26 protein-coding genes are annotated in these 22,705 nt (G+C 54.3%); 14 read left to right on the top strand and 12 right to left on the bottom strand.

Going from position 1 to position 22,705, the window contains the following annotated elements; all coding sequences use genetic code 11:
- The 8 genes from rsfS to ACN0VM_RS12280 form a co-directional block, all read left to right on the top strand.
- Nucleotides 1-199 (top strand): ribosome silencing factor (rsfS, locus tag ACN0VM_RS12315; protein WP_417451186.1); only part of this gene is annotated, 199 nt, incomplete at its 5' end.
- A gap of 88 nt (nt 200-287) precedes the next feature.
- Nucleotides 288-749, top strand: coding sequence for a 23S rRNA (pseudouridine(1915)-N(3))-methyltransferase RlmH (gene rlmH, locus ACN0VM_RS12310; protein ID WP_417451185.1), 462 nt, complete (start codon nt 288-290; stop codon nt 747-749).
- Between the two features lie 57 nt (nt 750-806).
- Entirely contained in the window at nt 807-2,387 is a 1,581-nt protein-coding gene (gene gpmI / locus ACN0VM_RS12305; RefSeq protein ID WP_417451184.1) for a 2,3-bisphosphoglycerate-independent phosphoglycerate mutase, read from the top strand.
- On the top strand, nt 2,374-3,603 hold the full coding sequence (locus tag ACN0VM_RS12300) for a murein hydrolase activator EnvC family protein (RefSeq protein WP_417451183.1): 1,230 nt from the start codon (nt 2,374-2,376) through the stop codon (nt 3,601-3,603). Before gpmI ends, ACN0VM_RS12300 begins: the two co-directional genes overlap by 14 nt.
- A 37-nt stretch (nt 3,604-3,640) precedes the next feature.
- Nucleotides 3,641-4,990: a S41 family peptidase gene (locus ACN0VM_RS12295; protein ID WP_417451182.1), complete on the top strand. Its 1,350-nt coding sequence runs from the start codon at nt 3,641-3,643 to the stop codon at nt 4,988-4,990.
- A 74-nt stretch (nt 4,991-5,064) separates the two neighbouring features.
- Nucleotides 5,065-6,216, top strand: coding sequence for a divergent polysaccharide deacetylase family protein (locus tag ACN0VM_RS12290; RefSeq protein ID WP_417451181.1), 1,152 nt, complete (start codon nt 5,065-5,067; stop codon nt 6,214-6,216).
- Between the two features lie 8 nt (nt 6,217-6,224).
- The gene (locus ACN0VM_RS12285; RefSeq protein ID WP_417451180.1) at nt 6,225-6,695 is read left to right on the top strand and encodes an RNA pyrophosphohydrolase; all 471 of its coding nucleotides are present in this window, start codon (nt 6,225-6,227) and stop codon (nt 6,693-6,695) included.
- Nucleotides 6,696-6,762: 67 nt separating this feature from the next.
- The gene (locus ACN0VM_RS12280; RefSeq protein ID WP_417451179.1) at nt 6,763-7,275 is read left to right on the top strand and encodes a hypothetical protein; all 513 of its coding nucleotides are present in this window, start codon (nt 6,763-6,765) and stop codon (nt 7,273-7,275) included.
- A 49-nt stretch (nt 7,276-7,324) separates the two neighbouring features.
- On the opposite strand, the gene ACN0VM_RS12275 is transcribed toward ACN0VM_RS12280, so the two are convergent.
- Genes ACN0VM_RS12275 through ACN0VM_RS12255 form a run of 5 tightly spaced genes read right to left on the bottom strand, consistent with a single transcriptional unit; the run spans nt 7,325 to nt 12,208 of the window.
- The gene (locus tag ACN0VM_RS12275) at nt 7,325-7,732 is read right to left on the bottom strand and encodes a F0F1 ATP synthase subunit epsilon (RefSeq protein ID WP_417451178.1); all 408 of its coding nucleotides are present in this window, start codon (nt 7,730-7,732) and stop codon (nt 7,325-7,327) included.
- Between the two features lie 20 nt (nt 7,733-7,752).
- Nucleotides 7,753-9,171 (bottom strand): F0F1 ATP synthase subunit beta, encoded by a 1,419-nt coding sequence (gene atpD / locus ACN0VM_RS12270; protein ID WP_417451177.1) that lies wholly within the window; start codon nt 9,169-9,171, stop codon nt 7,753-7,755.
- Nucleotides 9,172-9,196: 25 nt separating this feature from the next.
- Complete coding sequence (locus ACN0VM_RS12265; RefSeq protein ID WP_417451176.1) at nt 9,197-10,090, bottom strand: F0F1 ATP synthase subunit gamma; 894 nt, start codon at nt 10,088-10,090, stop codon at nt 9,197-9,199.
- A 25-nt stretch (nt 10,091-10,115) separates the two neighbouring features.
- On the bottom strand, nt 10,116-11,648 hold the full coding sequence (gene atpA, locus ACN0VM_RS12260; RefSeq protein ID WP_417451175.1) for a F0F1 ATP synthase subunit alpha: 1,533 nt from the start codon (nt 11,646-11,648) through the stop codon (nt 10,116-10,118).
- Nucleotides 11,648-12,208 (bottom strand): F0F1 ATP synthase subunit delta, encoded by a 561-nt coding sequence (locus tag ACN0VM_RS12255; protein ID WP_417451174.1) that lies wholly within the window; start codon nt 12,206-12,208, stop codon nt 11,648-11,650. Before ACN0VM_RS12255 ends, atpA begins: the two co-directional genes overlap by 1 nt.
- A 434-nt stretch (nt 12,209-12,642) precedes the next feature.
- On the opposite strand from ACN0VM_RS12255, the gene ACN0VM_RS12250 reads away from it, so the two are divergent.
- Nucleotides 12,643-12,975: a hypothetical protein gene (locus tag ACN0VM_RS12250; RefSeq protein ID WP_417451173.1), complete on the top strand. Its 333-nt coding sequence runs from the start codon at nt 12,643-12,645 to the stop codon at nt 12,973-12,975.
- 82 nt (nt 12,976-13,057) lie between these two features.
- Here the strand turns inward: ACN0VM_RS12250 and ACN0VM_RS12245 are convergent, their stop codons facing one another.
- Complete coding sequence (locus ACN0VM_RS12245; protein ID WP_417451172.1) at nt 13,058-15,367, bottom strand: primosomal protein N'; 2,310 nt, start codon at nt 15,365-15,367, stop codon at nt 13,058-13,060.
- Nucleotides 15,368-15,509: 142 nt separating this feature from the next.
- Here ACN0VM_RS12245 and fsa point away from each other — a divergent pair, with 142 nt between their 5' ends.
- Together fsa and ACN0VM_RS12235 are read left to right on the top strand one after the other, a co-directional pair.
- Nucleotides 15,510-16,163: a fructose-6-phosphate aldolase gene (gene fsa, locus ACN0VM_RS12240; RefSeq protein ID WP_417451171.1), complete on the top strand. Its 654-nt coding sequence runs from the start codon at nt 15,510-15,512 to the stop codon at nt 16,161-16,163.
- A 49-nt stretch (nt 16,164-16,212) separates the two neighbouring features.
- Complete coding sequence (locus ACN0VM_RS12235; RefSeq protein WP_417451170.1) at nt 16,213-16,875, top strand: hypothetical protein; 663 nt, start codon at nt 16,213-16,215, stop codon at nt 16,873-16,875.
- On the opposite strand, the gene ACN0VM_RS12230 is transcribed toward ACN0VM_RS12235, so the two are convergent.
- From ACN0VM_RS12230 to purE, 4 genes are all read right to left on the bottom strand, one after another.
- Entirely contained in the window at nt 16,872-17,360 is a 489-nt protein-coding gene (locus ACN0VM_RS12230) for a hypothetical protein (RefSeq protein WP_417451169.1), read from the bottom strand. The two genes, ACN0VM_RS12235 and ACN0VM_RS12230, sit on opposite strands and share 4 nt — an antisense overlap.
- An 82-nt stretch (nt 17,361-17,442) precedes the next feature.
- Nucleotides 17,443-18,423 carry a hypothetical protein gene (locus tag ACN0VM_RS12225; RefSeq protein ID WP_417451168.1) on the bottom strand — a complete coding sequence of 327 codons (981 nt, stop codon included), beginning with the start codon at nt 18,421-18,423 and terminating at the stop codon, nt 17,443-17,445.
- Nucleotides 18,424-18,472: 49 nt separating this feature from the next.
- Complete coding sequence (locus ACN0VM_RS12220) at nt 18,473-19,549, bottom strand: 5-(carboxyamino)imidazole ribonucleotide synthase (RefSeq protein WP_417451167.1); 1,077 nt, start codon at nt 19,547-19,549, stop codon at nt 18,473-18,475.
- Between the two features lie 11 nt (nt 19,550-19,560).
- Nucleotides 19,561-20,058, bottom strand: coding sequence for a 5-(carboxyamino)imidazole ribonucleotide mutase (gene purE, locus ACN0VM_RS12215; RefSeq protein ID WP_417451166.1), 498 nt, complete (start codon nt 20,056-20,058; stop codon nt 19,561-19,563).
- A gap of 215 nt (nt 20,059-20,273) precedes the next feature.
- On the opposite strand from purE, the gene ACN0VM_RS12210 reads away from it, so the two are divergent.
- Nucleotides 20,274-21,014 carry a GGDEF domain-containing protein gene (locus ACN0VM_RS12210; protein ID WP_417451165.1) on the top strand — a complete coding sequence of 247 codons (741 nt, stop codon included), beginning with the start codon at nt 20,274-20,276 and terminating at the stop codon, nt 21,012-21,014.
- Nucleotides 21,015-21,049: 35 nt separating this feature from the next.
- Here ACN0VM_RS12210 and ACN0VM_RS12205 read toward each other — a convergent pair whose 3' ends face one another.
- Nucleotides 21,050-21,247: a YdcH family protein gene (locus ACN0VM_RS12205; protein WP_417451188.1), complete on the bottom strand. Its 198-nt coding sequence runs from the start codon at nt 21,245-21,247 to the stop codon at nt 21,050-21,052.
- 80 nt (nt 21,248-21,327) lie between these two features.
- On the opposite strand from ACN0VM_RS12205, the gene ACN0VM_RS12200 reads away from it, so the two are divergent.
- The gene (locus ACN0VM_RS12200) at nt 21,328-21,804 is read left to right on the top strand and encodes a TIGR02444 family protein (RefSeq protein ID WP_417451164.1); all 477 of its coding nucleotides are present in this window, start codon (nt 21,328-21,330) and stop codon (nt 21,802-21,804) included.
- Here ACN0VM_RS12200 and ACN0VM_RS12195 read toward each other — a convergent pair.
- Nucleotides 21,764-22,357: a UbiX family flavin prenyltransferase gene (locus ACN0VM_RS12195; RefSeq protein ID WP_417451163.1), complete on the bottom strand. Its 594-nt coding sequence runs from the start codon at nt 22,355-22,357 to the stop codon at nt 21,764-21,766. The two genes, ACN0VM_RS12200 and ACN0VM_RS12195, sit on opposite strands and share 41 nt — an antisense overlap.
- 153 nt (nt 22,358-22,510) lie before the next feature.
- Here ACN0VM_RS12195 and ACN0VM_RS12190 point away from each other — a divergent pair, with 153 nt between their 5' ends.
- Nucleotides 22,511-22,675 carry a YdcH family protein gene (locus ACN0VM_RS12190; protein ID WP_417451162.1) on the top strand — a complete coding sequence of 55 codons (165 nt, stop codon included), beginning with the start codon at nt 22,511-22,513 and terminating at the stop codon, nt 22,673-22,675.
- Nucleotides 22,676-22,705: the final 30 nt, after the last annotated feature.

The following is a 22,705-nucleotide window of genomic DNA, read 5'->3' as shown; positions in this document are numbered from 1 at the left end:
GCTGGCTGACTATGTCATCAAGGGCTTGAAGTCTGAAGGCCATAAGGACATCGTTGTGCAAGGGCTTGAGCAAGCCGACTGGGTGCTGATTGATGCGGGCGATGTGGTTATACACATCTTCCGTCCGGAAGTGCGTAGTTTCTACAATCTCGACAAGATGTGGGGAACGGCACTTGAAGAAGGTGAAACGCTGAACTAAGCGTTTTTTTGCCCGCGCATGAAGCGGGCGCCTGATAGCCTAAAATCAAGACAAAGCTGGCGACGGCCACCGCTTTGAAGAGGGTTTTGTGCAGCTTTCCATCATCGCCATTGGCCGGATGCAACGCGGACCAGAGCAACAGCTTGTAGATGAATATCTCAAGCGTCTGCCTTGGAAATCATCCGTCACGGAAATCGAAATTAAGAAGCAGGCCGCCAACGCAGAGGAACGTAAAGCCCGCGAGGCGGAGCGCCTGCTTGCGGCTGTGCCTGACGGCGCTGCTCTCATCGTACTGGATGAACGCGGCAGAGCCTTGAACTCACGCGCCTTTGCGAACAGAATCGATGAATGGCAGGTAGCCGGCTACAATACTGTCGCGGTGATCATAGGGGGCGCTGACGGTTTGCATGAAAGCATCCACGCACGTGCCGACCTCAAGCTCGGCTTTGGCACCTTAACTTGGCCACATATGCTGGTCAGAGTGCTGTTGGCTGAACAAATGTACCGCGCGTGGTCGATTAATGCAGGGCATCCCTATCACCGCGACTAAAATAATGTAACAAATATCCAAGCGCCCCATTCACCGAAGATAAACACAGGTTGAGCCATGAGTGAGCAAGCAACGAAGACGCCGAAACCCGTAGTACTATGCATCCTTGACGGATGGGGCTACCGCGAAGACAGCACCGATAATGCAATCAAGCTCGCGAAGACGCCGAATTATTCCCGCTTGTGGGACAGTGCCGCACGCGCATGGTTAAAGACCAGCGGCATGGCAGTTGGCTTGCCTGACGGGCAAATGGGCAACTCGGAAGTCGGGCACATGAACTTGGGTGGTGGCCGCGTGGTATTGCAGGATCTGCCGCGCATTGATGAAGCCGTCGCCAATGGTACACTGAACAGCAACGATGCACTTGTCGCCTTTGTCGAAAAACTGGAGAAGAGCGGCGGTACAGCCCATGTTATGGGACTACTGTCACCGGGTGGTGTACACAGCCACCAGCGCCATATGGCCGCGCTGGTCAACGCCATTGCAAGCGCTGGTGTGCCCGTCCGTGTGCATGCTTTCCTTGATGGCCGCGACACGCCCCCGCGTTCCGCCCTGTCTTACATAAAGGAATTTGAAGCCGCGATTGCGAGCAGCAAAGATGCCAATATCGCGACTGTGACGGGCCGTTACTGGGCGATGGACCGGGACAACCGCTGGGACCGCGTCAGCAAGGCATATAACACCGTGGTCAAAGGCAAGGGCATTGAAACCGCCGACAGCGCAACATCAGCGGTTGAAGCAGCATATGCGCGCGATGAAAACGACGAGTTTGTTGCAGCCACCACGATCGGCGATTATCACGGCATGGCCGATGGTGACGGCTTGTTGATGGCGAATTTCCGCGCTGACCGGGCGCGCCAGATACTGACCGCGCTTGTCGACCCCGATTTTGATGAATTTGACCGTGGCACCCCGGTCAAATTTGCGGCACAAGCTGGTATGGTTGAATACTCCACAGCACTTTCCAAATTCCTGCCGGTGTTATTCCCGTCGGCTGATATCAAAAACTCTCTGGGTGAGGTGCTTGCTAACGAAGGCATCGCTCAGCTTCGGATCGCCGAAACTGAAAAATACGCGCATGTAACCTTTTTCTTCAACGGTGGCGCCGAAAACGTGTTTGAGGGGGAGGACCGCATTCTTATACCTTCCCCGGATGTAGCCACCTATGACCTGAAGCCGGAAATGTCCGCGCCAGAGGTAACGGACAAAATCGTCGAAGCCGTGGAAAGCGGCAAATACGGCGCCATCATTGTCAACTATGCCAACCCGGATATGGTTGGCCATACCGGTGTGCTGTCGGCCGCTATCAAGGCGGTTGAAACCATTGACACCTGCGTAGCACGGCTTGAAAAAGCTGTGCTGAAGGCTGGTGGTGCGCTGATTGTCACTGCCGATCATGGAAACGTGGAAATGATGAAAGACGAGAGCACCGGGCAAGCCCACACGGCGCATACCAGCTTTGACGTCCCTGTGCTGATGGTCGGAGTTGATGCAAACATTAAAGACGGCCGGCTTGCCGACGTTGCGCCAACAATGCTGGACCTTCTGGGTATTGAACAGCCAGCCGAGATGACCGGACACAGTCTGCTTGAGCGGGACGAGGCAATAAAAGCGGCTGGGGCCCGTGCGACTGCGTAAGGGTCCATACCATCGCCACGGTGGGCAGCTGTTTGTTAGCTATTGCCTGCTCTCCGGCCTTATACTGGCACCGGCATCAGCGGCACAGGACCGCAAGGATGCCGCCGAGAACAACCTTTCTCGCCTTGAAGAACAGATCAAAAAAAGCGAAGCGGAGAAGACGGAACTTGAGGCTGCGGCCGACAGGGCTGCCCAAGACGCTCAAAAGCTTTCCGCTAATCTGGTCGCTGTAGCCAAGGAACTGCGCCTGACGGAAGAAAACGCTCTCAGGCTTGAACAACGAATCACCGACCTTGAGGCAGAAGCAAAAAATAAAAAGGCAACGCTGGAGACACGCCGGTACGAGCTGTTGAAGTTGCTGTCCTCACTGGAACGCCTATCCGCCCGGCCCGCTGTGTTCACGTTTCTTCAGCCGGAAGAGGCCCTCAAAACCGCGCGCAGTGCATCCTTGATGGGTACACTTGTACCGAACATAAATGCCCGCGCTGCGGCACTGAAGAATGAATTATCCGCCCTTGCAGATATCCAGAAAAAGCTGTCGGCAGAGCGCTTCAGCCTGAAAAATACTTTGGCAGAGTTAACGCAACATCAACTAAACCTTGCTTCACTGTTGGACAAACGCAAAGCAGAAGCTGCGTCAGCGCGGTCGGCGGCGGAGAAAACCCGAAAAGAACTGGCAGAATTTGCCCGAAAGGCAACCAGCCTGCGGGATTTGATCGACAAGCTGGAACAACAGGCCGCAAAACAGGCCAAGGCTGCGCCTCTTCGTGTTAGGCCTGTGGAACGTGACAGACCAGTCGCGCCGGCCATGAAGCCGATGGGGCAAATGAAAGGCTCATTGCCCTATCCGGCGATTGGCCAGATCATCACCAGATATGGTGCAAAAGAAGGTGCTGGACATGCAAAAGGGATCACGATCAAAGCGCGGACGAAGGCTCAAATTGTCTCGCCCTATGATGGCCAGATCGTTTTTGCAGGCCCGTTTCGCGGATATGGACAGTTGTTGATCATATCGCATGGCAATGGGTACCACAGTCTTCTGGCAGGGCTTGCTAACCTGCAGGCAACCGTGGGACAGTGGGTTTTGACCGGCGAGCCATTGGGCACGATGTCGGACCGGAGTGACTTGACAGAGCTATACTTGGAATTGCGCCACAAGGGTGACACGCTTGATCCCCAGCCTTGGTTAAGCAAACAGACAGCGAGCGTCGAATAAAATTGGTAACGAGTTTTTATACAAAAGAGGTGTCAACATGCGGAAATTGGTAACGGGCGCTTTGGTCGCCTTTATGATGGCGCTGCCGGTACAGGCAAATACGCAGTCTGACAAGGATGACTTCTACGAGCAGCTTGATCTCCTCATGCGCATCTTTGAACGTGTTCGCTCCGAATATGTTGACGAAGTTGACGACAAGGAAGTAATTGAAGCGGCTATTCAGGGCATGTTGCGCTCGCTAGATCCTCATTCCACTTACCTCAGTCCAGATGTATACCAGCAGGTTCGCGTACAGATGGAAGGCGAATACGGAGGCCTTGGCATCGAGGTCCAGATGGAAAATGGTGTCGTGAAAGTGGTTTCCCCTATCGATGACACTCCTGCTGACAAAGCTGGCATTCAGGGTGGTGACCTTATTACCCATATAGACGGCGACGCAGTAATGGGAAAAACCCTGACAGAAGCTGTACGCACCATGCGTGGTCCAGTGGGCGCACCGATCATCGTAACCGTTGTCCGTGACGGCGAAGAAGCACCCTTTGATATAGAAATCATTCGCGAGAAAATCCTCGTCCGCTCAGTTCGGCACCGCATTGAAGATGACAGCATCGGCTATATCCGCATCACAACCTTCAACATGCAAACCGGCGAAGGCGTGGAAAAGGCAATTGAAGACATTGTCGGCCAGTTGGGCACCTCGCTTGATGGTGTCATACTTGACCTGCGCAATAACCCGGGCGGCCTATTGGACGAAGCCATTCGCGTATCTGATGCCTTTCTCGACCGTGGTGAAATTGTTTCCACCCGCGGGCGCCGCCGTCAAAATAATAATCGCTGGTACGCCACCACCGGAGACCTTCTCGATGGAGTACCCGTCGTTGTACTAACAAACGCTTATTCCGCTTCGGCGTCCGAGATCGTTGCCGGTGCCCTGCAGGATCATCGCCGCGCTGTCGTTATCGGAGACAAAACCTTCGGCAAAGGCACTGTGCAAAGCGAAATTCGACTGGGACGTACCGGAGACCGCGCCATCCGGCTAACCACTGCCCGTTATTTCACACCCAGTGGCCGTTCAATTCAGGAACGTGGGGTTGAACCAGATATTCAGGTTCTTTTCCCTCGCAAGAAGGGCCAGAGTGCGAAAACCCGGCGCGAAGCGGACCTTGCGGGCCACATAGAGAACGATCAGGACAACCCCGACCTTACAGGTGAGGAAGACATTGCGGCGGAATTGGAAGCCAGTGAGGAAGAACTGCCAACGGATGCAGAAGAAGGCGCTACACCGATTGACGTACAATTAAAATACGCAATTAAGCTGTTGAAAGATATGTCCAACCTGCCTAAATCTCAGGTTGCTGACGCGCGCCCGCTTGCCGAACAGCAGTAACGTTCAGCCAACAGGCCAAGACCGGATAAGTAGAACAAAAGGAACTGTCGAGAGTGCCGTCCAATTGGAATAGCTTGTTTATAGCCTGGGCTGTCAGCTTGATCATTGTCATCGGCGGAGGCCTCTTGTTCGAGTTCACCTACACGCCGACACCGGAAACGCAAGCGGCAACAACATCGTCAGTCGACACCGCCACGGCCACTGATCATGTGCCGGATGCTATCGGCAGCTATAACGAAAACGCCGACAGCGCGAGACAAGAGCCGGTATCTGCCCCGTCGCTACCCGATTCCAATAGTAACGGTAGCAACGACGGTGTCGATGAACTCCCTGCGCAGCAGGACCCGGTAAACGGCCTCTCCATGCCCGGTGCAGCAACCACAGGCGACGAAGCACGTGCCGCCATCAGTGGTCCGATGCCGGTCCAGGCTGATCCTGCCTTGCTGGAAACAACCAACCAAGGTCCACTTCCCCGTATTGCAGAGGACGGCCGTAAACCCTTCCAGGTTTATGCCGCACCGCCGCCGCGCGATACAACAGGAAGACCCAGCATAGCCATTGTCGTTACAGATATGGGTATGATGGCGCGCAATACCCGTCGGGCGATCGCAAAATTGCCGCAGGCCGTAACCTTTGCGTTTTCCCCATATGCCCCCAATCTTATCGAATGGGGCGAAGAGGCCCGTCGCAACGGTCACGAAGTTTTGCTCATGATCCCCATGGAGCCGCAAAATTACCCCCAAAATGACCCCGGCCCGCTCTCGCTACTGACCAGCTATTCAACGCGACAGAATGTCAATATGCTCAGAGCATCACTTGGCGGGTTCACTGGATATGTTGGCATCATAAACCATATGGGCTCTCGTTTTACCGCAGCAGCAGACAGTCTAAGGCCCATTCTTGATGAACTCCAAAGTCGGGGCCTTATGATCGTTGATAGCCGGGCCTCCCAGTATAGCAGAACAGTCAATATGGCACGTGCCATCGGCTTGCCGTCCGCCTATAACAACCGATACGTAGACGATAGTTTGATACAAGACGAGATTGCTGCTGAGCTTGAGGCCCTTGAAGGTCAAGCCCGAGCCACCGGTACTGCAGTCGGCCTCGCACACAATTACCCTGTATCTATCAACACGATAGAACGCTGGGCGGCCGGCCTTGAAGCGCGCGGCTTTATACTTGTGCCTGTCACCGCAATTGCTGACCGTCAGCCGCTGCCACGTTAGGATTGTCCATGGCTTCCTCATCTACACTGCCGTACCGGCCTTGTGCCGGCATCGTGCTCATTAATGCCGAAGACCAGATTTTTGTCGGCGAGCGTATTGACATGCCTGGCGCCTGGCAAATGCCGCAAGGCGGGATTGATGATGGTGAAACACATGACAAAGCGGCGCTGAGGGAGCTTGAAGAGGAAATTGGGGTATGTGCGAAGCATGTGGACATGCTCGCGAACACAGATGACTGGATATATTACGACCTGCCCCCACACCTATTGGGCAAAGTGTGGGGAGGCAAATATCGCGGCCAGAAGCAAAAGTGGTTTCTGATGCGCCTGAATTCAGATGACAAAGTGATTGATCTCAACACACAGCACCCGGAATTCAGCCGTTGGAAATGGACCACGCCTGAAATGCTTCTGAACGAAATTGTACCTTTCAAGCGCAACGTTTATAAGCAGGTGCTTATAGAGTTACTTTCAGAATAATTCACTCTCTTTACCGCCCCCATAAGTAGCGTTATTACTACTTATGTTGTGTTTGAGGGAGGAACGCATGAACGATTCGGACTATATTGAAAATATCCGCAATTTTTTGAATTCCATCGGTATTCAGGTTGTCTATAAACAATTGCCTGATGATACGTTTCTGCCCGGTCTCCGTATCGAATACGGCCAGCTTGCGGTTGATATCGACAAACTCAAATACCCGGGCGACATGTTGCATGAGGCCGGGCACATCGCCACCATGGCCCCGACGCTGCGCAAGACCACTTTCGCTGACGCAGGTACCGACATGGGCGAAGAGATCGCCTCACAGGCATGGTCATACGCTGCGGCACTTGCCTGTAACGTACCGCCTGAGGTCGTTTTTCACGAACATGGCTACAAGGGCGCTGCACAATGGTTGAAAGAGCATTATGAAGGCGAGCAGTGCTTTGCTGGCCTGCCTCTGCTGGCCTGGTATGGTCTCAGCGGCGCACCGGGTTGCGGAGACAATGGCCTTGCCAGATTTCCGATGATGAGTGCGTGGCTCAGGGCGCACGATGATCCCTCTATGGCGCATTAAAAAAGGCGGCCACTCAGACCGCCTTCCCAAAACTCTATGCTGATCACGCTTACGCGGCAACTACGTCCGACAATGCCACCATCCAAGCCAGCTCTTTTTCAAGCCGTGCGCGTTCCACATCATCTTTTGCATCGTCGATGTCTTCGCGGGTGTCTGCGATTTTCTGGTTGAGCTCACCGGTATCAACGCTATCGAGCGCAATAGTCTCTTCAGCGAGAATCGTAAGGCCCGATGGGCTAATCTGCGCAAGACCGCCTTTTACAAAAAGGCGATCAGGTGTCGCACCCTCGGTCTCAAAAATCTCAACCACACCAGGACGGATGGTGGACATCATGGGCGCGTGGTCTGGCAATGCGGCGAAATCGCCCTCAACGCCAGGAACCACAATCATCGCAGCTTCGGCATCTTTCAGAAGACGCTCCGGCGAGACGATCTCATAGTGAAGAGTATCGGTCATGATGTCCTTGTCCCGTTTTCTTACGCGGCTTCAGCAGCCAGTTTCTCAGCTTTCGCTACAGCCTGCTCGATGTTGCCAACGAGGTAGAATGCAGCTTCCGGCAGATGGTCGTATTCACCAGCCACGATGGCCTTGAAGCCAGTGATTGTGTCTTCGAGGGAGACGAGCTCACCCGGAATACCGGTGAAGATTTCCGCCACATGGAACGGCTGGCTAAGGAAACGCTGGATCTTACGGGCACGTGCCACAACCAGTTTGTCATCCTCTGAAAGCTCATCCATGCCCAGAATGGCGATGATGTCCTGAAGCGACTTGTACTTCTGCAGGACTTCCTGAACCGAACGGGCAACAGCATAATGCTCGTCACCAAGAACGCGCGGGTCAAGAATACGCGAGGTACTGTCGAGCGGATCCACAGCTGGGTAGATGCCAAGCTCGGCAATCTGACGGCTGAGAACTGTTGTCGCATCAAGGTGCGCGAACGAGGTCGCAGGTGCAGGGTCAGTCAAGTCATCTGCTGGGACGTAAACGGCCTGCACGGACGTGATCGAGCCTTTCTTCGTGGAGGTAATACGCTCCTGAAGGGCGCCCATGTCGGTGGACAGCGTTGGCTGATAACCCACAGCAGACGGGATACGGCCAAGGAGTGCGGACACTTCGGCGCCTGCCTGTGTGAAGCGGAAGATGTTATCAACGAAGAACAGAACGTCCTGACCTTCCTGATCGCGGAAGTATTCGGCCAAGGTCAAACCGGTCAGGGCCACACGTGCGCGGGCTCCCGGAGGTTCGTTCATCTGGCCGTAAACGAGGGCCGCTTTGGATTCGCCCTCGAGGTTGATAACCTTGGATTCGATCATCTCATGGTAAAGGTCGTTACCTTCACGGGTCCGCTCGCCGACACCAGCGAACACGGAGTAACCGCCGTGACCCTTCGCGATGTTGTTGATGAGTTCCATGATAAGTACGGTTTTACCAACACCGGCACCACCGAAGAGGCCAATCTTACCGCCTTTTGCGTAAGGCGCGAGAAGATCCACGACCTTAATACCGGTTACGAGCACTTCCTGTTCGGTCGACTGGTCTTCAAAAGAAGGAGCCTCAGCGTGGATTGGTGCAACCTGCTTGTGACCGACTGGGCCACGCTCGTCGATAGGCTCGCCGATCACGTTCAGGATACGGCCAAGTGTCTCAGGGCCAACCGGCACAGAGATCGGTGCGCCCGTATCAGTCACTTCAGCGCCACGCACGAGACCTTCGGTTGCGTCCATAGCAATGGTACGAACTGTATTTTCGCCGAGGTGGGAAGCCACTTCGAGAACAAGGCGTTCGCCGTTATTTGTTGTTTCAAGCGCAGACAGGATCGCTGGCAGTTGGTCGTCGAACTGTACGTCCACAACAGCACCGATTACCTGTGTTACGCGGCCAGTATTCTTAGCCATTTTTACACTCCTTCGTGTAAGCCACTCAAAGCGCTTCAGCGCCTGAAATAATTTCGATCAATTCTTTGGTGATGTTGGCCTGACGAGTACGGTTGTACGTAATCGAAAGACTGTCGATCATATCACCAGCGTTACGGGTTGCGTTGTCCATTGCCGTCATCCGGGCACCCTGCTCGGATGCCGCATTCTCAAGAAGACCGCGATAAAGCTGAACAGCGACGTTACGAGGCAAAAGATCCTCAAGGATGGCAGCTTCGTCCGGCTCATACTCGTAAACCGCACCGCCAAGGTCATCACTGCTATCATTCTCGTTCGCCGCTTCTGGCATCGGAGCCGGGATCAACTGCTGCTTGGTCGTGATCTGCACAAGTGCGGACTGGAACTTCGCATAAAAGAGCGTCGCAACATCAAACTCGCCACGTTCAAACATGGCCAGCACCTCGGTTGCGATCGGCTGCGCGTCACCGAAACCAAGGCGCTTGACGGCAGACATGTCTTTCACGTCGATAATCTTGTCTTTGAACTCGCGACGAAGAACGTTGTAGCCCTTCTTGCCGATGCACAGGACCTTTACCGTCTTGCCTGCAGCGATCTGCGCCCGGAGGTGCACGCGCGCTGCTTTGACAATATTGGTATTGAAACCACCGCAAAGGCCCCGTTCAGATGTCGCAACAATCACGAGTTCAACGTCATCCTTGCCCGTACCAACAAGAAGCGGCGAAGCACCCGGCTGGTCCTTGACGGCAACGCCAAGGCCCGTGAGCACTTTTTCCATCTGCTCAGCGTACGGTCGAGCCGCTTCTGCGGCGTCTTGTGCACGCCGCAGTTTGGACGCAGCAACCATTTTCATGGCTTTGGTAATCTTCTGCGTCGACTTGACCGAGTTGATACGGACTTTTAGGTCTTTAAGGCTTGGCATTGCTCAGCCTCTCCTATCCAGGGTCTTAGCTAAAGGACTTTGCAAAAGCGTCAAGAATGGATTTCAGCTTGGAAATCGTATCATCAGACAGCTTGCTTTCCTTGCGGATCGTCGCCAGTACGTCAGCGTGCTTCGCACGAACCTCAGCGAGGAACTGCTCTTCAAAGCGCGTGACATCCGTGGTGGCGACCTTGTCGAGATAGCCGTTCACACCTGCGAAAATGGACACCACCTGCTCTTCAACCGGCAGCGGGCTGTACTGGCCTTGCTTGAGAAGCTCGGTCAGGCGCGCCCCACGGTTAAGAAGTTTCTGTGTCGCCGCGTCGAGGTCGGAACCGAACTGAGCAAAGGCTTCCATCTCGCGGTACTGAGCAAGCTCAAGCTTGATCGAACCAGCAACCTGCTTCATCGCCTTGATCTGAGCGGCCGAACCCACACGAGATACCGACAGACCCACGTTAATAGCAGGGCGGATACCTTTATAGAACAGTTCCGTTTCAAGGAAGATCTGACCATCGGTGATCGAGATCACGTTGGTTGGGATATATGCAGATACGTCACCAGCCTGTGTTTCGATAACCGGCAGAGCTGTCAGTGAGCCACCACCACGCGCGTCAGACATCTTCGCCGCACGCTCAAGAAGACGTGAGTGCAGATAGAAAACGTCACCTGGGTAAGCTTCACGCCCCGGAGGACGACGAAGCAGCAGGGACATCTGACGGTAAGCAACAGCTTGCTTGGTCAGGTCATCGTGAACGATAACGGCATGCATGCCGCCGTCGCGGAAGAACTCACCCATCGCCGTACCAGTGTAAGGCGCGAGGAACTGCATCGGCGCTGGCTCGGACGCGGTTGCAGCAACCACGATCGAATATTCAAGCGCACCGTTTTCCTCAAGCGACTTAACGATCTGCGCAACCGTTGAACGCTTCTGACCAACAGCAACATAGATACAGAACAGCTTCTCGCTGTCGTCTTTTGCCGCGTCGTTGATCGATTTCTGGTTAATGAAGGTGTCAATTGCGACAGCCGTTTTACCAGTCTGACGGTCACCAATGATCAGCTCACGCTGGCCACGGCCAACCGGCACGAGGGCATCAATAGCCTTCAGGCCAGACTGCATTGGCTCGGACACGGATTGACGTGGGATAATACCCGGTGCCTTCACCTCTACGCGGCTACGTGTCACATCGGTGAGCGGACCCTTGCCGTCGATCGGATTGCCGAGCGCATCGACCACACGACCGAGGAGGCCTTTGCCAACCGGGACGTCAACGATGGCGCCGGTCCGTTTAACGGTGTTGCCTTCCTTGATGCCCGTATCGTTACCGAAAATAACGATACCAACGTTGTCGCTCTCAAGGTTCAGGGCCATGCCCTTAACACCACCCGGGAATTCAACCATCTCACCAGCTTGAACCTGGTCGAGGCCGTAAACGCGAGCAATACCATCACCAACAGAGAGAACGGTGCCTACTTCTGAAACTTCAGCGTCTGAGCCAAAGTTTGCGATCTGGTCCTTCAGGACCTTGGAAATTTCCGCCGCACGGATATCCATTACTGAACCCCTTTCATGGCGATTGCGAGGTTGTTGAGTTTGGTTTTAAGGCTGTCATCCACCATACGTGAGCCAACCTGAACCGTGAGGCCGCCGAGCAGGCTTTCATCAACAGAAGCGTCGATTGCCACATCATGGCCGACAGCCGATTTCAATTTCTTCTCAAGATCACCAAGCTGCTTTTTGGTAAGCTTGCGGGCGCTCACGACTTCTGCCTTCACTTCACCGCGATGATGCGCGAGAAGTTTCTCAAAGGAAGAAATAATGGCACCAAGTGCGCTCAGGCGACGATTCGCTGCCAGCACACCAAGGAACTTCTCAGTCAAGTCGTGCAGCTTGGCGGCCTGCGCCACACTTGCAATCCCTTTAGACTGTTGTTCCCGGCTGTAAAGCGGCGAACTGACAAGATCACGCATATCTGCGCTTTCTGCCGTCATGGCCCTCAGCTCGGAAAGATCGGATTCGACCGCATCGAGCGCTTTTGCCTCATCAGCGAGTTCAAATAGCGCTACCGCATAGCGGCCAGATATCCCGGAGACTATCGCTTTGTGCGAGGTCACGTCAGACGTTCCCCTAGGTTAGGCCTGAACCTGTTGAACCTTAGCAGACAAGACAAAGACATCCTGCCTACGCTCAATTGGCCAGTTTTAACAGGCATGAAAATTATACCTCTCACGGCTCTGGCCAGCCGAAATGCGTGCTCCCTCTAGCATAGAGAATTCAAGCTTGCAAGCCGCCATCGCCCTTTTGGGGATTCTTATTGTGACAGCTTCTTTTCGCGGCTTATGCTGCACCATCTTGCGGAGAGAACTTCAGGCGTGCGGTTTGCATGTTCACCCCTCCTATGCGACCGTTCTTCAGTAGCGTGCCGCATCTGGAATTACGTCTTCCAGAGGCCTCAATTGCAGCACCGCGCTGCCGTATTTTGTACACGTTGCCATAGTAGGAATAAACGCAAGGGCTACAACAAGGGAGTGTCGAGATGAGAAAAGTGATGAGCAAAACCCTGCTGGTAACTGCTATTGCGCTTGGCAGTAGTGTCGCGCCGGCTATCGCAGTATCAGCGACCCAACCTCAAGCTGGCAATGCGCAGGACCAACTTGAGAAAGACCGGGAATTTGCGCGTAAGCTGCGCGAACTTAAAGACAGGCAACATCGTGAATGGAACGAACTGATGGACGAACAGCGGGCCGAAGTTGCCGAGCTGAAGGGAAAAACACCAGAAGAACAGCGAAAAGCCTTGGACGAACACACAAACGAGAAGCGAGATATGAAAATGCGCCACCAGAAAGAGCTCGAGGAGCTAAAGGCGGAGTATAAGGGCTAGACCCTTTCCTCCGGGGCACCAGAGTACTTGGCTTTTTGGCAAATCGGTAAAACGGGGCCAACACCTTGCGCGGCGATGCTCCCTACATGAAGCTATAAGGGTCTATATCCACTTTCACCCGAACGCCTTTTTTAGGCCTGACCCGCGACAACCACGCCCGGATAAGCGGCTGAACCCGAATGTCTTTCCGCGTATGCACCAGCATACGGAAGCGGTGATGCCCCCTCACGCGTGCCATCGGAGCGGGGGCTGGCCCAACGACGTCTACACCGTGCTCGACTGGTGCTTTATTTGCCAGCATTCTGCCGGTATCCAAAACATCTGACATTTCAGGGCCGGAAAGAATTAACGCAACAAGCCTGCCAAAAGGCGGCATATGGTGCCGTTGACGGGCTGCTTTTTCCGCCGCCATAAATGTATCGCCGTCCCCCGATAAAAGCGCATGCACAACCGGATGCTCCGGTTCATAGGACTGCAGAAACACGCGGCCCGGCTTTTCGGCACGCCCTGCCCGACCCGACACTTGCACCAACTGCTGGTATGTACGCTCACCTGCGCGTAAATCTCCACCCCTAAGGCCAAGATCGGCGTCAACAACACCGACAAGAGTCAGATTAGGAAAATGATAGCCCTTGGTCACAATCTGCGTGCCGATAACAATGTCCAAATGTCCGCTGGCAATTTGCTGAACCATATGTGCTGTCGCGCTGGGGCTCATCATTGTATCGCTGGTCATCACGGATGTTCTGGCGGCAGGAAAACGATTGTTCACTTCTTCGAACAGGCGCTCAACGCCGGGCCCGCATGCCACCAATGTGTCCTCGTTTTTACATTCCGGGCAAGAGGTGGGAATTGGCTCAACATATCCGCAATGGTGGCACTGCAACTCTCGGCGAAAACGATGCTCAACAAGCCAGGCAGAGCAGCTTGGGCATTCTATCCTGAAACCACAGGTTCGACACAGGGTTAAAGGGGCATAGCCCCGCCGGTTTAAAAACAGCATCGCCTGTTCACCGGCTGCAATGGTCGTCTCAATCTCACGCACCAGAATGGGAGAAAGCCAGGTTCCTGCCTCCGGCGGTTCATGCCGCATATCAATGGCTTTCATGGCAGGTAAGACGGCGTTGCCGTGCCGTTCGCGCAGCACCAGTTTTTCGTACCGCCCTTCATCAGCATTCACGAGGGTCTCCAGCGACGGTGTCGCACTTGCGAGGACAATGGGGCAGGCCGCAAGTTTGGCGCGCACGATGGCCATGTCCCTGGCATGATAAAGCACACCATCTTCCTGCTTGAAAGACGGGTCGTGTTCTTCATCAACCACGACAAAAGAAAGAGTCTGAAACGGGAGGAACAGAGCCGATCGCGCCCCCACCACGACACGGGCGCTGCCATCCGCGACAGCGCGCCAGGCCCGGCGACGCTCTGCCTGGCCGACTTCCGAATGCCAGACAACAGGTGCCACCCCAAACCGCGCTTCGAAGCGCTCAAGCCACTGGCTGGTGAGCGCAATTTCCGGCACCAGCACCAACACCTGTGAGCCAGGTGCTTTCAATGCCTCCACGAGGCCTTCAAAATAGACCTCCGTTTTGCCAGACCCGGTGATACCGTCGAGCAGAAAAGGAGCAAACCCACCTTGCCAGACCTTGGCAGCTATGGATTTGGCAGCCTGCTCCTGCTCATCGGACAAATCCGGGCCTGAGCGAGCCAGCTCAGGCTGCGCGTAGGGCAGATCAACCGATATATCCAGCCCCTCCAGCAGCCCCGCTTTTTCAAGCCCGCGCACCACTCCTTCACTGACACCAGCCAGCCCTGCCACCTCGCTACTCACACGGGGCTTCCCATCTGCAAGAACCGCAAGCACTGCTTTACGTGCAGGCGTGAGACGGACCCCTTCCTGCGGCTTTGCAGTTATCTGATAATGTCGCCTCTGGGGCACCGCCCGTAACGCGCTTGACGCCGAAAGAGCCATCCGCAGCACAGGCCCCGGCGATGACATTGTGTAAGCCGATACCCAATCAATAAAACGCCGGAGGTCTTCCCTAATCACAGGCAGGTCGATGACGCGATTTATGGGTTTGAGCTTGTAATAGGGAAGCGAACCAAGGCTTTCACCACCCTCACGCCAGACGACCCCAACCGCCATGCGTCCCGCAAGCGGCACCTCAACAACCGCGCCTTCGGTTAACTGCATATGCAGATGGTCTGGCACCGCATAGTCAAGGACGCCAAGCATAGGCACAGGCAACAGAACACCAACCCGCGCGCCGTCGGTTTGCTCCTCGACCCCTGAAACTGTTTCTTCATTCGCTATATCAAGCGCAAGCGAAGGCTGCTGCATGAGAGTGTGTCCTGACGTGTGTTCTGCTTGCACCATAGAAAAGGCAACGGTCATAGGCAATCTCCCTATTCTCCTTGAAAAGGGAGATAAACTTTATTAGGCAAGCTGCCAGAAGCGTTTTAAGGTGCGGTGCTCAAGGTTCCAAGGCCACCCATCGTATCTGATGCCCCGCATGCGGGCACTTAAGGAGCAGGACATGAAATTTTTCCTAGATACCGCCAACATTGATGAGATCCGCGAAGCAAATGCCACCGGCCTTCTGGATGGTGTCACTACCAACCCATCGCTGATTAAAAAAGCAGGCCGTGACTTTTTTGAAGTAATTGCCGAGATCGCCAAGGAAGTGGATGGCCCGGTATCCGCAGAAACCGTCGCTCACGATCATGAAACCATGCTCAAAGAGGGATATAAATGTGCCAAGATTGCAGACAACATTGCAGTGAAGGTGCCGTTGACGGTTGAGGGCCTGAAAACCTGCAAGGCGCTCCGTGCTGAGGGTATCATGGTCAATGTCACACTCTGTTTCACTGCGAATCAGGCATTGCTCGCGGCAAAAGCCGGCGCCAGCTTTATCTCTCCGTTCGTGGGACGCCATGATGACGTCGGCTTTATCGGTATGGAGCTGATTGAGGACATCCGCGCTATCTACGACAATTATCAGTTCAACACAGAAATTCTGGTGGCAAGCGTTCGCCACCCAGCCCACATTCTGGAAGCAGCCCGCATCGGTGCGGACGTTTCCACCTTCCCGTGGGACGTGATGAAAAAGCTCTTTAATCACCCGCTGACCGCTAGTGGATTGGCCGCATTTGACAAAGACTGGGCCGCTACGGGCTTCTCCATCCTTTGAAATTCGGGACATGGGCGCGGGCAGCAGGCCGCGCCCCCCTTGTATCCAGATGACAGATAATCTCTTTCCAGAACTGCTGAAAACCCACACCTGGCCAGATATCCAGGGTGTGCGCGCCTGGGACTATACCCTTGGCGGCGGAGGTCGGCATCTCATCGATGCTATCATTCGCGGACAGAAACCCCGCTTCATGCTTGAGATCGGCTGCTTCCTGTGCGCAAGCACTCGGCGCTGGCTATCCCTCGACCCTGAGCTCAAAGTGGTAGGAATCGATCCATGGGATTCGAGTCTGATTGACCAGTGTCATCGTTACGTTGGCCGCCCCGCTCTCAGCCGCGCCTATCCCGACATCGTTGTGCAAAAGCAATTCGCCGCAGACATAGAATCTCAGGGCCCGTTTGCTTCGGCTCTAGCCAACCTGCGCGGATTTGAAGACCGCTTTGTACCTGTACGCGACTTTTCGCCCACCGCGCTATACAAGCTCAAGGATGCGGGTTTTGAACCTGACCTCATTTATATTGATGCTAACAAACAAGCTATTGATCTGGAGGTATGCATCGCGCTCTGGCCCGGTGCACAGATTACCGGCGATGACTGGCACTGGGGTCGGACCAAGGGATACCCGATGCGCCAGATAGTGCAAGCCTTCGCAGACATACATGGCCTCACTATTGAAGCTGACCATGCCACATGGGTCTTGCACCGCACTTAAGCCCCTTTATTGGCGACTGCGTCTGCGGTACGGATGTTACATTTAAACGCGCCAGGGGTAAAAAAGCCAAGCCCAGCAGCCCTAAGTACCTGATAGTCGGCAATGTCGCCTTTGAGGAAGCCTTCCGTCACCCGGATGTCTCGACCATATTCAGTTTCCGATGTCATGATCGTGCGGGTAAATGACCAACCGGAATTGGCGCGACCGTCGGGGCGTAAAGTAACCATCTGCCATTCAAAGTCTTTGCCGCGACACCAATCCCAGAATAGATAGTGATCAAAGGATGCATCATGATTGAGGGCACTGGACTGACCGGCATTCACCAGGAAACGCGGCACCTGTTCTATCGCAACAATCCGCCCCTCGAGAGAAGGGCGCTCCAGGATTTTTCTCTCGTAAGCGGTGTCCGGCCAAGGCCCCATGGACGTATGCGAAGCGCAGGCAGCCAAGGCCAGTAATATTACGCCACAAATAACCGTTCGCATCTTGTCCTCCCCATAACCCGGAAAAGATAATATCCCGCCCTTTCACCAGCACAACTTTTGGCTTAGCCTATGGCTTGAGACGCTATTTCAGGCTGTATGGTCGCAGCACCGCGCCGATGCGGCTGGCAAAGGCTTCAAGACGGATCGCCACCTGACGGTAGCTTTCCTGCGACTGGCCGGATGCAAGCCACGCATGCATTGCAGATGCGTTACGTATTACGCCGAGATCCTCTTCCAGCTGTGGGTTCCTGGCCCTGGCCTCAACCAAAAGCGCCGGCAAGACTCCACTGCGAAACGAAGCAAGCCGGGCCTCTTGCTCAAGTGTCAAGCGCCTGTCGCTGTACTTTGAGCCCGTCAGGAATTGTTGCGCTAGCAAGCCGCCAGTGTTCAGGTTTTTGTAGAACAATGGCTTGGCAACACCGCAAAGGACGAGGGCTCCGGTCTTTTGGTGCACTGCTATACCGGGATAGAGAAACGCAATTTCAGGGATCTGTGTGTTCGGATAGACATCCCATTTAAAGTATGCCTGAGCGACATCAAAATAATGCTCGAAATCGTCGACATTTCTCAGGCTGGCATCCTTAAGTAATTTGATGTCCAGCTTTGGTTTTGTGATGACGACAGTGTCATTGGAGACGTCGATATAATACGCGCCCAACTGCATCGCGCTCTGGAAATAGGGGCCATAGGTCAATTCGCCCCAAATTTTTCGAAACAGTCCCCCCTTGCGGAGAAACGGCTTCAACCCAATAAAATAGGGCGTAAATGGGCTACGCTTGTTCAGGCTCTTGTGAATATTGTCCCAAACGGCGTTGCGGATTACATCGCAATAGCCGTAGGGATATGTATAGACGTCCTTCATTTCAGAGAGAAAAGCAGGCTTTTGTCTGGTAGTTTTCGCTTTTTCGGCCTCAAAGTGTTGATCTACCCGCACGCGTAGCTTGGAAAGCCCGGCCGTAATAGTTCCTATGTGCGGGGTTATACACCTTCTGGAAAGATCATCGTCCTGTTCACTCACCGCAACGCAATCGTTGTCAGTCGCTTCCGAAAATTGCGGTAACATAAAATGATCGGCCTTTCAGGGGGAGAAGGGAATGACAGCGAGCAGTCATCTACTCGTTGCCGTTCACCCAGGTCACATGGCCCATCTTGCGCCCCGGCCTGGGGTCCTGCTTGCCATAGTGATGAAAATGCGCCTTCGGGTCCTCAAGATAAGGCTCAAACTCAAGGATTTCCTCACCCAGCAAATTTTTCATGAGGATACTGCCGCGTGCATCGGTTGCGCCAAGAGGCAAATCGCAAATGGCGCGGATATGTTGTTCGAACTGGCTGGTTTCCGCGCCTTCAATCGTCCAGTGGCCGCTATTGTGCACACGCGGGGCGATCTCATTCACAACAATTTCGCCGCTGCCATCATGGACGAACATTTCAACGGCCATCACGCCAACATATTCAAGCGCATTGGCAACTCTCGTCGCCTTCACCTTGGCTCTGGCTTCAACCATGTCAGATATTTTGGCAGGCACGGTAGTAGTATCAAGGATGTGATTGGTGTGGACGTTTTCCCCAACAGGAAACGCTGCAACGTCGCCTGATGCACTGCGGGCAACCACCACGCTGACCTCCCGGTCAAAAGTGACAAAACCCTCCAGTATGGCAGGCTGCCCCCCGGTAACCTCCAACACGCGGTCGATATCCGAGCGCGACTTCACCATGACCTGGCCTTTGCCGTCATAACCAAAACGGCGGGTTTTTGCGACTGCAGGCCGTCCAATTTCCTTGATCGCCGCCTTGAGTTCATCTGCTGATTGAAAGGCAACATAAGGGGCTGTTTTCACACCCGATGCATTCAGGAATTCTTTTTCCAGCAGGCGGTCTTGTGTAATCTTGAGAGCCCGCACACCTGGACGCAGCAGCGTGTCTCGCGCGACCAGTTCAGCTGTCACCGCCGGCACATTCTCAAACTCATATGTCGCTACATCTACGCTGCGAGCGAACGCTTCAAGGGCCTCTTCATCCTCATAATCAGCAACTGTCACATCCGTCGCAACCTGAAACGCCGGACTACCTTTATCTGGGCAGAATATGTGGCAACGATAGCCAAAATTAGCAGCAGCAAGCGCCAACATGCGCCCAAGCTGCCCACCCCCCAAAATACCGATTGTTCCACCCGGTGCAATTTGTGTCATGATAAAGTCTCTCAGGCCTCGTCCACAGGCGCCTCGGCGACGCTGGCCGTTTGGGCGCTTCGGAACGCATCAAGCCTTTCCGCAACGGCGCTATCCATAAGTGCAATAACGGCCCCGGCCAGAAGGCCTGCGTTTTTCGCCCCAGCCTTACCGATGGCCAAGGTACCAACCGGCACTCCTCCCGGCATCTGAACGATCGAAAGCAAGCTGTCCTTGCCCGATAGCGTGCTGGACTGAACAGGCACGCCAAAAACAGGCAAAGGGGTCATCGCTGCGGCCATGCCGGGCAAGTGCGCAGCACCGCCTGCGCCTGCGATGATACACTTCAGGCCGCGCTCTTTTGCTGATTTAGCATAGTCATACAAACGCTCAGGCGTGCGATGAGCGGAGACAATTCTGGTTTCATAGGCCACGCCGAGTTCATCAAGTGCGTCGGCGGCAAATTTCATTGTCGGCCAGTCAGACTGGCTGCCCATAATTATACCAACAAGGGGGCTCTCACTCGTCATAGCGTCGTTGTCCTCATGCTTGCGAGTTTTTGCAAGGACGGCGACCCTACACCACCAATACCCTGCCCGGTTGCGGAGCGCGCATTATAAGCAGGAGCCTTCCGAATGCAAGTGGCGATCAGAACGGCCTTTTTTAAGCTTAGCTTGCAAGACGATTCCCATTAGCGGCATAATGCTTTAAAACAGAATGAACTGCCACGGACCATAGGTTATTTATGAAGATCACCAGCACACCCGGTGCCTTTCGCACAGCACCCACACGGGAGGTCCGTAAGACGGCTGGCGCAGCAAGCGCTACCAATGCCAGCGCCCCGCGCCAAATTGACGACACTGTCAATGTCCAGACTATTCCGCCTGAGGAAATGACCCCGCGCGTACAGCGCGCCATCATGTCGCTGATGGATGAGGTTGATAAACTCCGGCGGGAATTAGACCACACGCAGCGTCGCCTTCGGGAGATGGAAGATATGGCTGATACCGATGCATTGCTGCCCGTGCCCAATCGCCGTGCCTTCGTGCGAGAGTTAAACCGTATGATCTCTTTCTCCGAGCGGTATGGGGCCCCTTCCACGTTGATGTTCATTGACCTCAATGACATGAAACAGATCAATGACAAATACGGCCACGAGGCAGGCGATAAAGCGCTGCTGCATGTGGCGCGTCTGCTCACTGAAAATGTCCGAGGTACTGATGTCATTGCTCGGTTGGGCGGCGATGAATTTGGGGTTATCCTGGCTCAGGCTGATGAACAGGTCGGTGCAGGAAAAGCCGCGTCGCTGGCACAACTCATCGCAGCCCAACCGCTCACTGTCGGGGGCGACCAGATCAATATGAGCCTAGCATATGGAACATACACCTTCCGTTCCGGTGACCAGCCGGATGAGGCGCTGGATAAAGCCGACAAGGCCATGTATGAAAACAAAAAGGAACAGAAGGGTAAGGATCAGGTTCGTTAGCGCCCCCTCCGCCCCCATGAAGTTTTAAGCGTCACTCAGGCGATAATATCGGGCACAAGCAAATTCTTAAGTTTGGCGATTTCATCCTTGAGCATCAGCTTGCGTTTCTTGAGGCGCTGTACCTGTAACAGATCAAGTGTTCCCGCTCGCGCAACCGTCGTGATCACGTCGTCAAGATCACGGTGTTCCTGAATGAGAAGCGCCATTTGCCCCTTGATCTCATCCTCGTCCATCAATTGCCTCAAAACCGGTTTTCCATGAAGAGGTGGCTTTATAGCATGCCGTCGACTGACAAGAAAGAGAAGCTACAAGAATGCAGGTGAACCCTGATCAGTTTTGGCAGTTCTGTAACAGCGTTTACAGTGCAACCGGCGTGAAAGAAGCCTGTCTTGAGGCTCAAGACCTTTATGGTGCGGATATCAACCTGATCTTTGTTTACCTCTGGTACGACTACCAAGGCCTTCTACTTTCTCTGCCAATCAGGGAAAAACTGGAAACTGTGTCGGCGATGTGGCAACGCGAGAAACTGGCACCACACCGCGCACGACGACGCGACGCCAAGGGCACACCAATATATGAGAGCATGCTGGCGGCGGAACTCGGCATGGAAAAGGACGAACAGGCCGCACTATTGGCCGTCATAGGCGAGAATGCATCTGTCAGAAACGACACGCCAACAACAGAGAAAACATCAAACTGCGCTGAATATTTTTCAGGCCTCGGGGCCCCGTTTTCGCTGCTTAAGCCCCTTATTTCGGACCATTACCGGAAGCCTCACCCCACCGATTGATATCGGCGGCATCCAGCCCGAATAGATCAAGCGCGCGTGTCGCGGTGTAGGTGACCATATCGTCTATGGAAACTGGATTGGCATAAAGCGAAGGCACCGGCGGCATGATAACAGCTCCCATCTCGGCCAGTGATGTCATCGTGCGCAGATGGCCAAGATGCAAGGGTGTTTCACGCACCATCAGCACAAGGCGGCGGCGCTCCTTGAGCATGACATCAGCGGCACGGCTGACAAGTGTCGAGGTAATGCCTGTACGGATCTCGCCCATGGTTTTGACGGAACACGGCGCAACAAGCATCCCCATTGTTTTGAAAGACCCGCTGGCAATCGCAGCGCCGATATCTGCGGCAGGATATACAACATCCGCCAAAGCCCGCACAGCCTTGGCTGTATGGTTCGTTTCTTCGGCAATGGTGCGCTCCCCCGCCTTTGAGAGCACGAGGTGTGTCTCGATAGCGCTGGGGCGCAACAGTTCCAGAAGCCGTATGCCATAGGCAACGCCACTGGCCCCTGTGATTGCTATTACCAGCCTTTCTGTCCGAGTCTCAGTCATTGTGCGCAACAATCCTTCAAAGCGTTGAAAGTCGCTTTTGCTAAGTGCCCGAAGATACAGGCTTAGTGCAGATGCGCCAATCTTTTCCGTGACAATTTCATGACAGAATGGTGAAATGGTCGAACCAAGAAATGCAAAAAAGGAGTGACGGGTATGAACCTAGAATCGCATGTTAATTCACTCAACGCCAAGCATGCCGAAATTGAAGACATCATCGCCCGTGAAGAACATCGACCGCGTCCTGATACAATGCGGCTGGCTCAGCTGAAAAAGCAGAAGCTCCGATTGAAGGAAGAGATGGCGCGTTTTAGACATTAGTCTGGCCAGCCGATCATCAAAAAAAAGCGT

Origin of the sequence: Kordiimonas sp., assembly GCF_048260245.1 — a bacterium.
GTDB lineage: Bacteria > Pseudomonadota > Alphaproteobacteria > Sphingomonadales > Kordiimonadaceae > Kordiimonas.
Note: the sequence above shows the minus strand (reverse complement) of the source record. Positions and strands in the feature narration are given on the sequence as shown.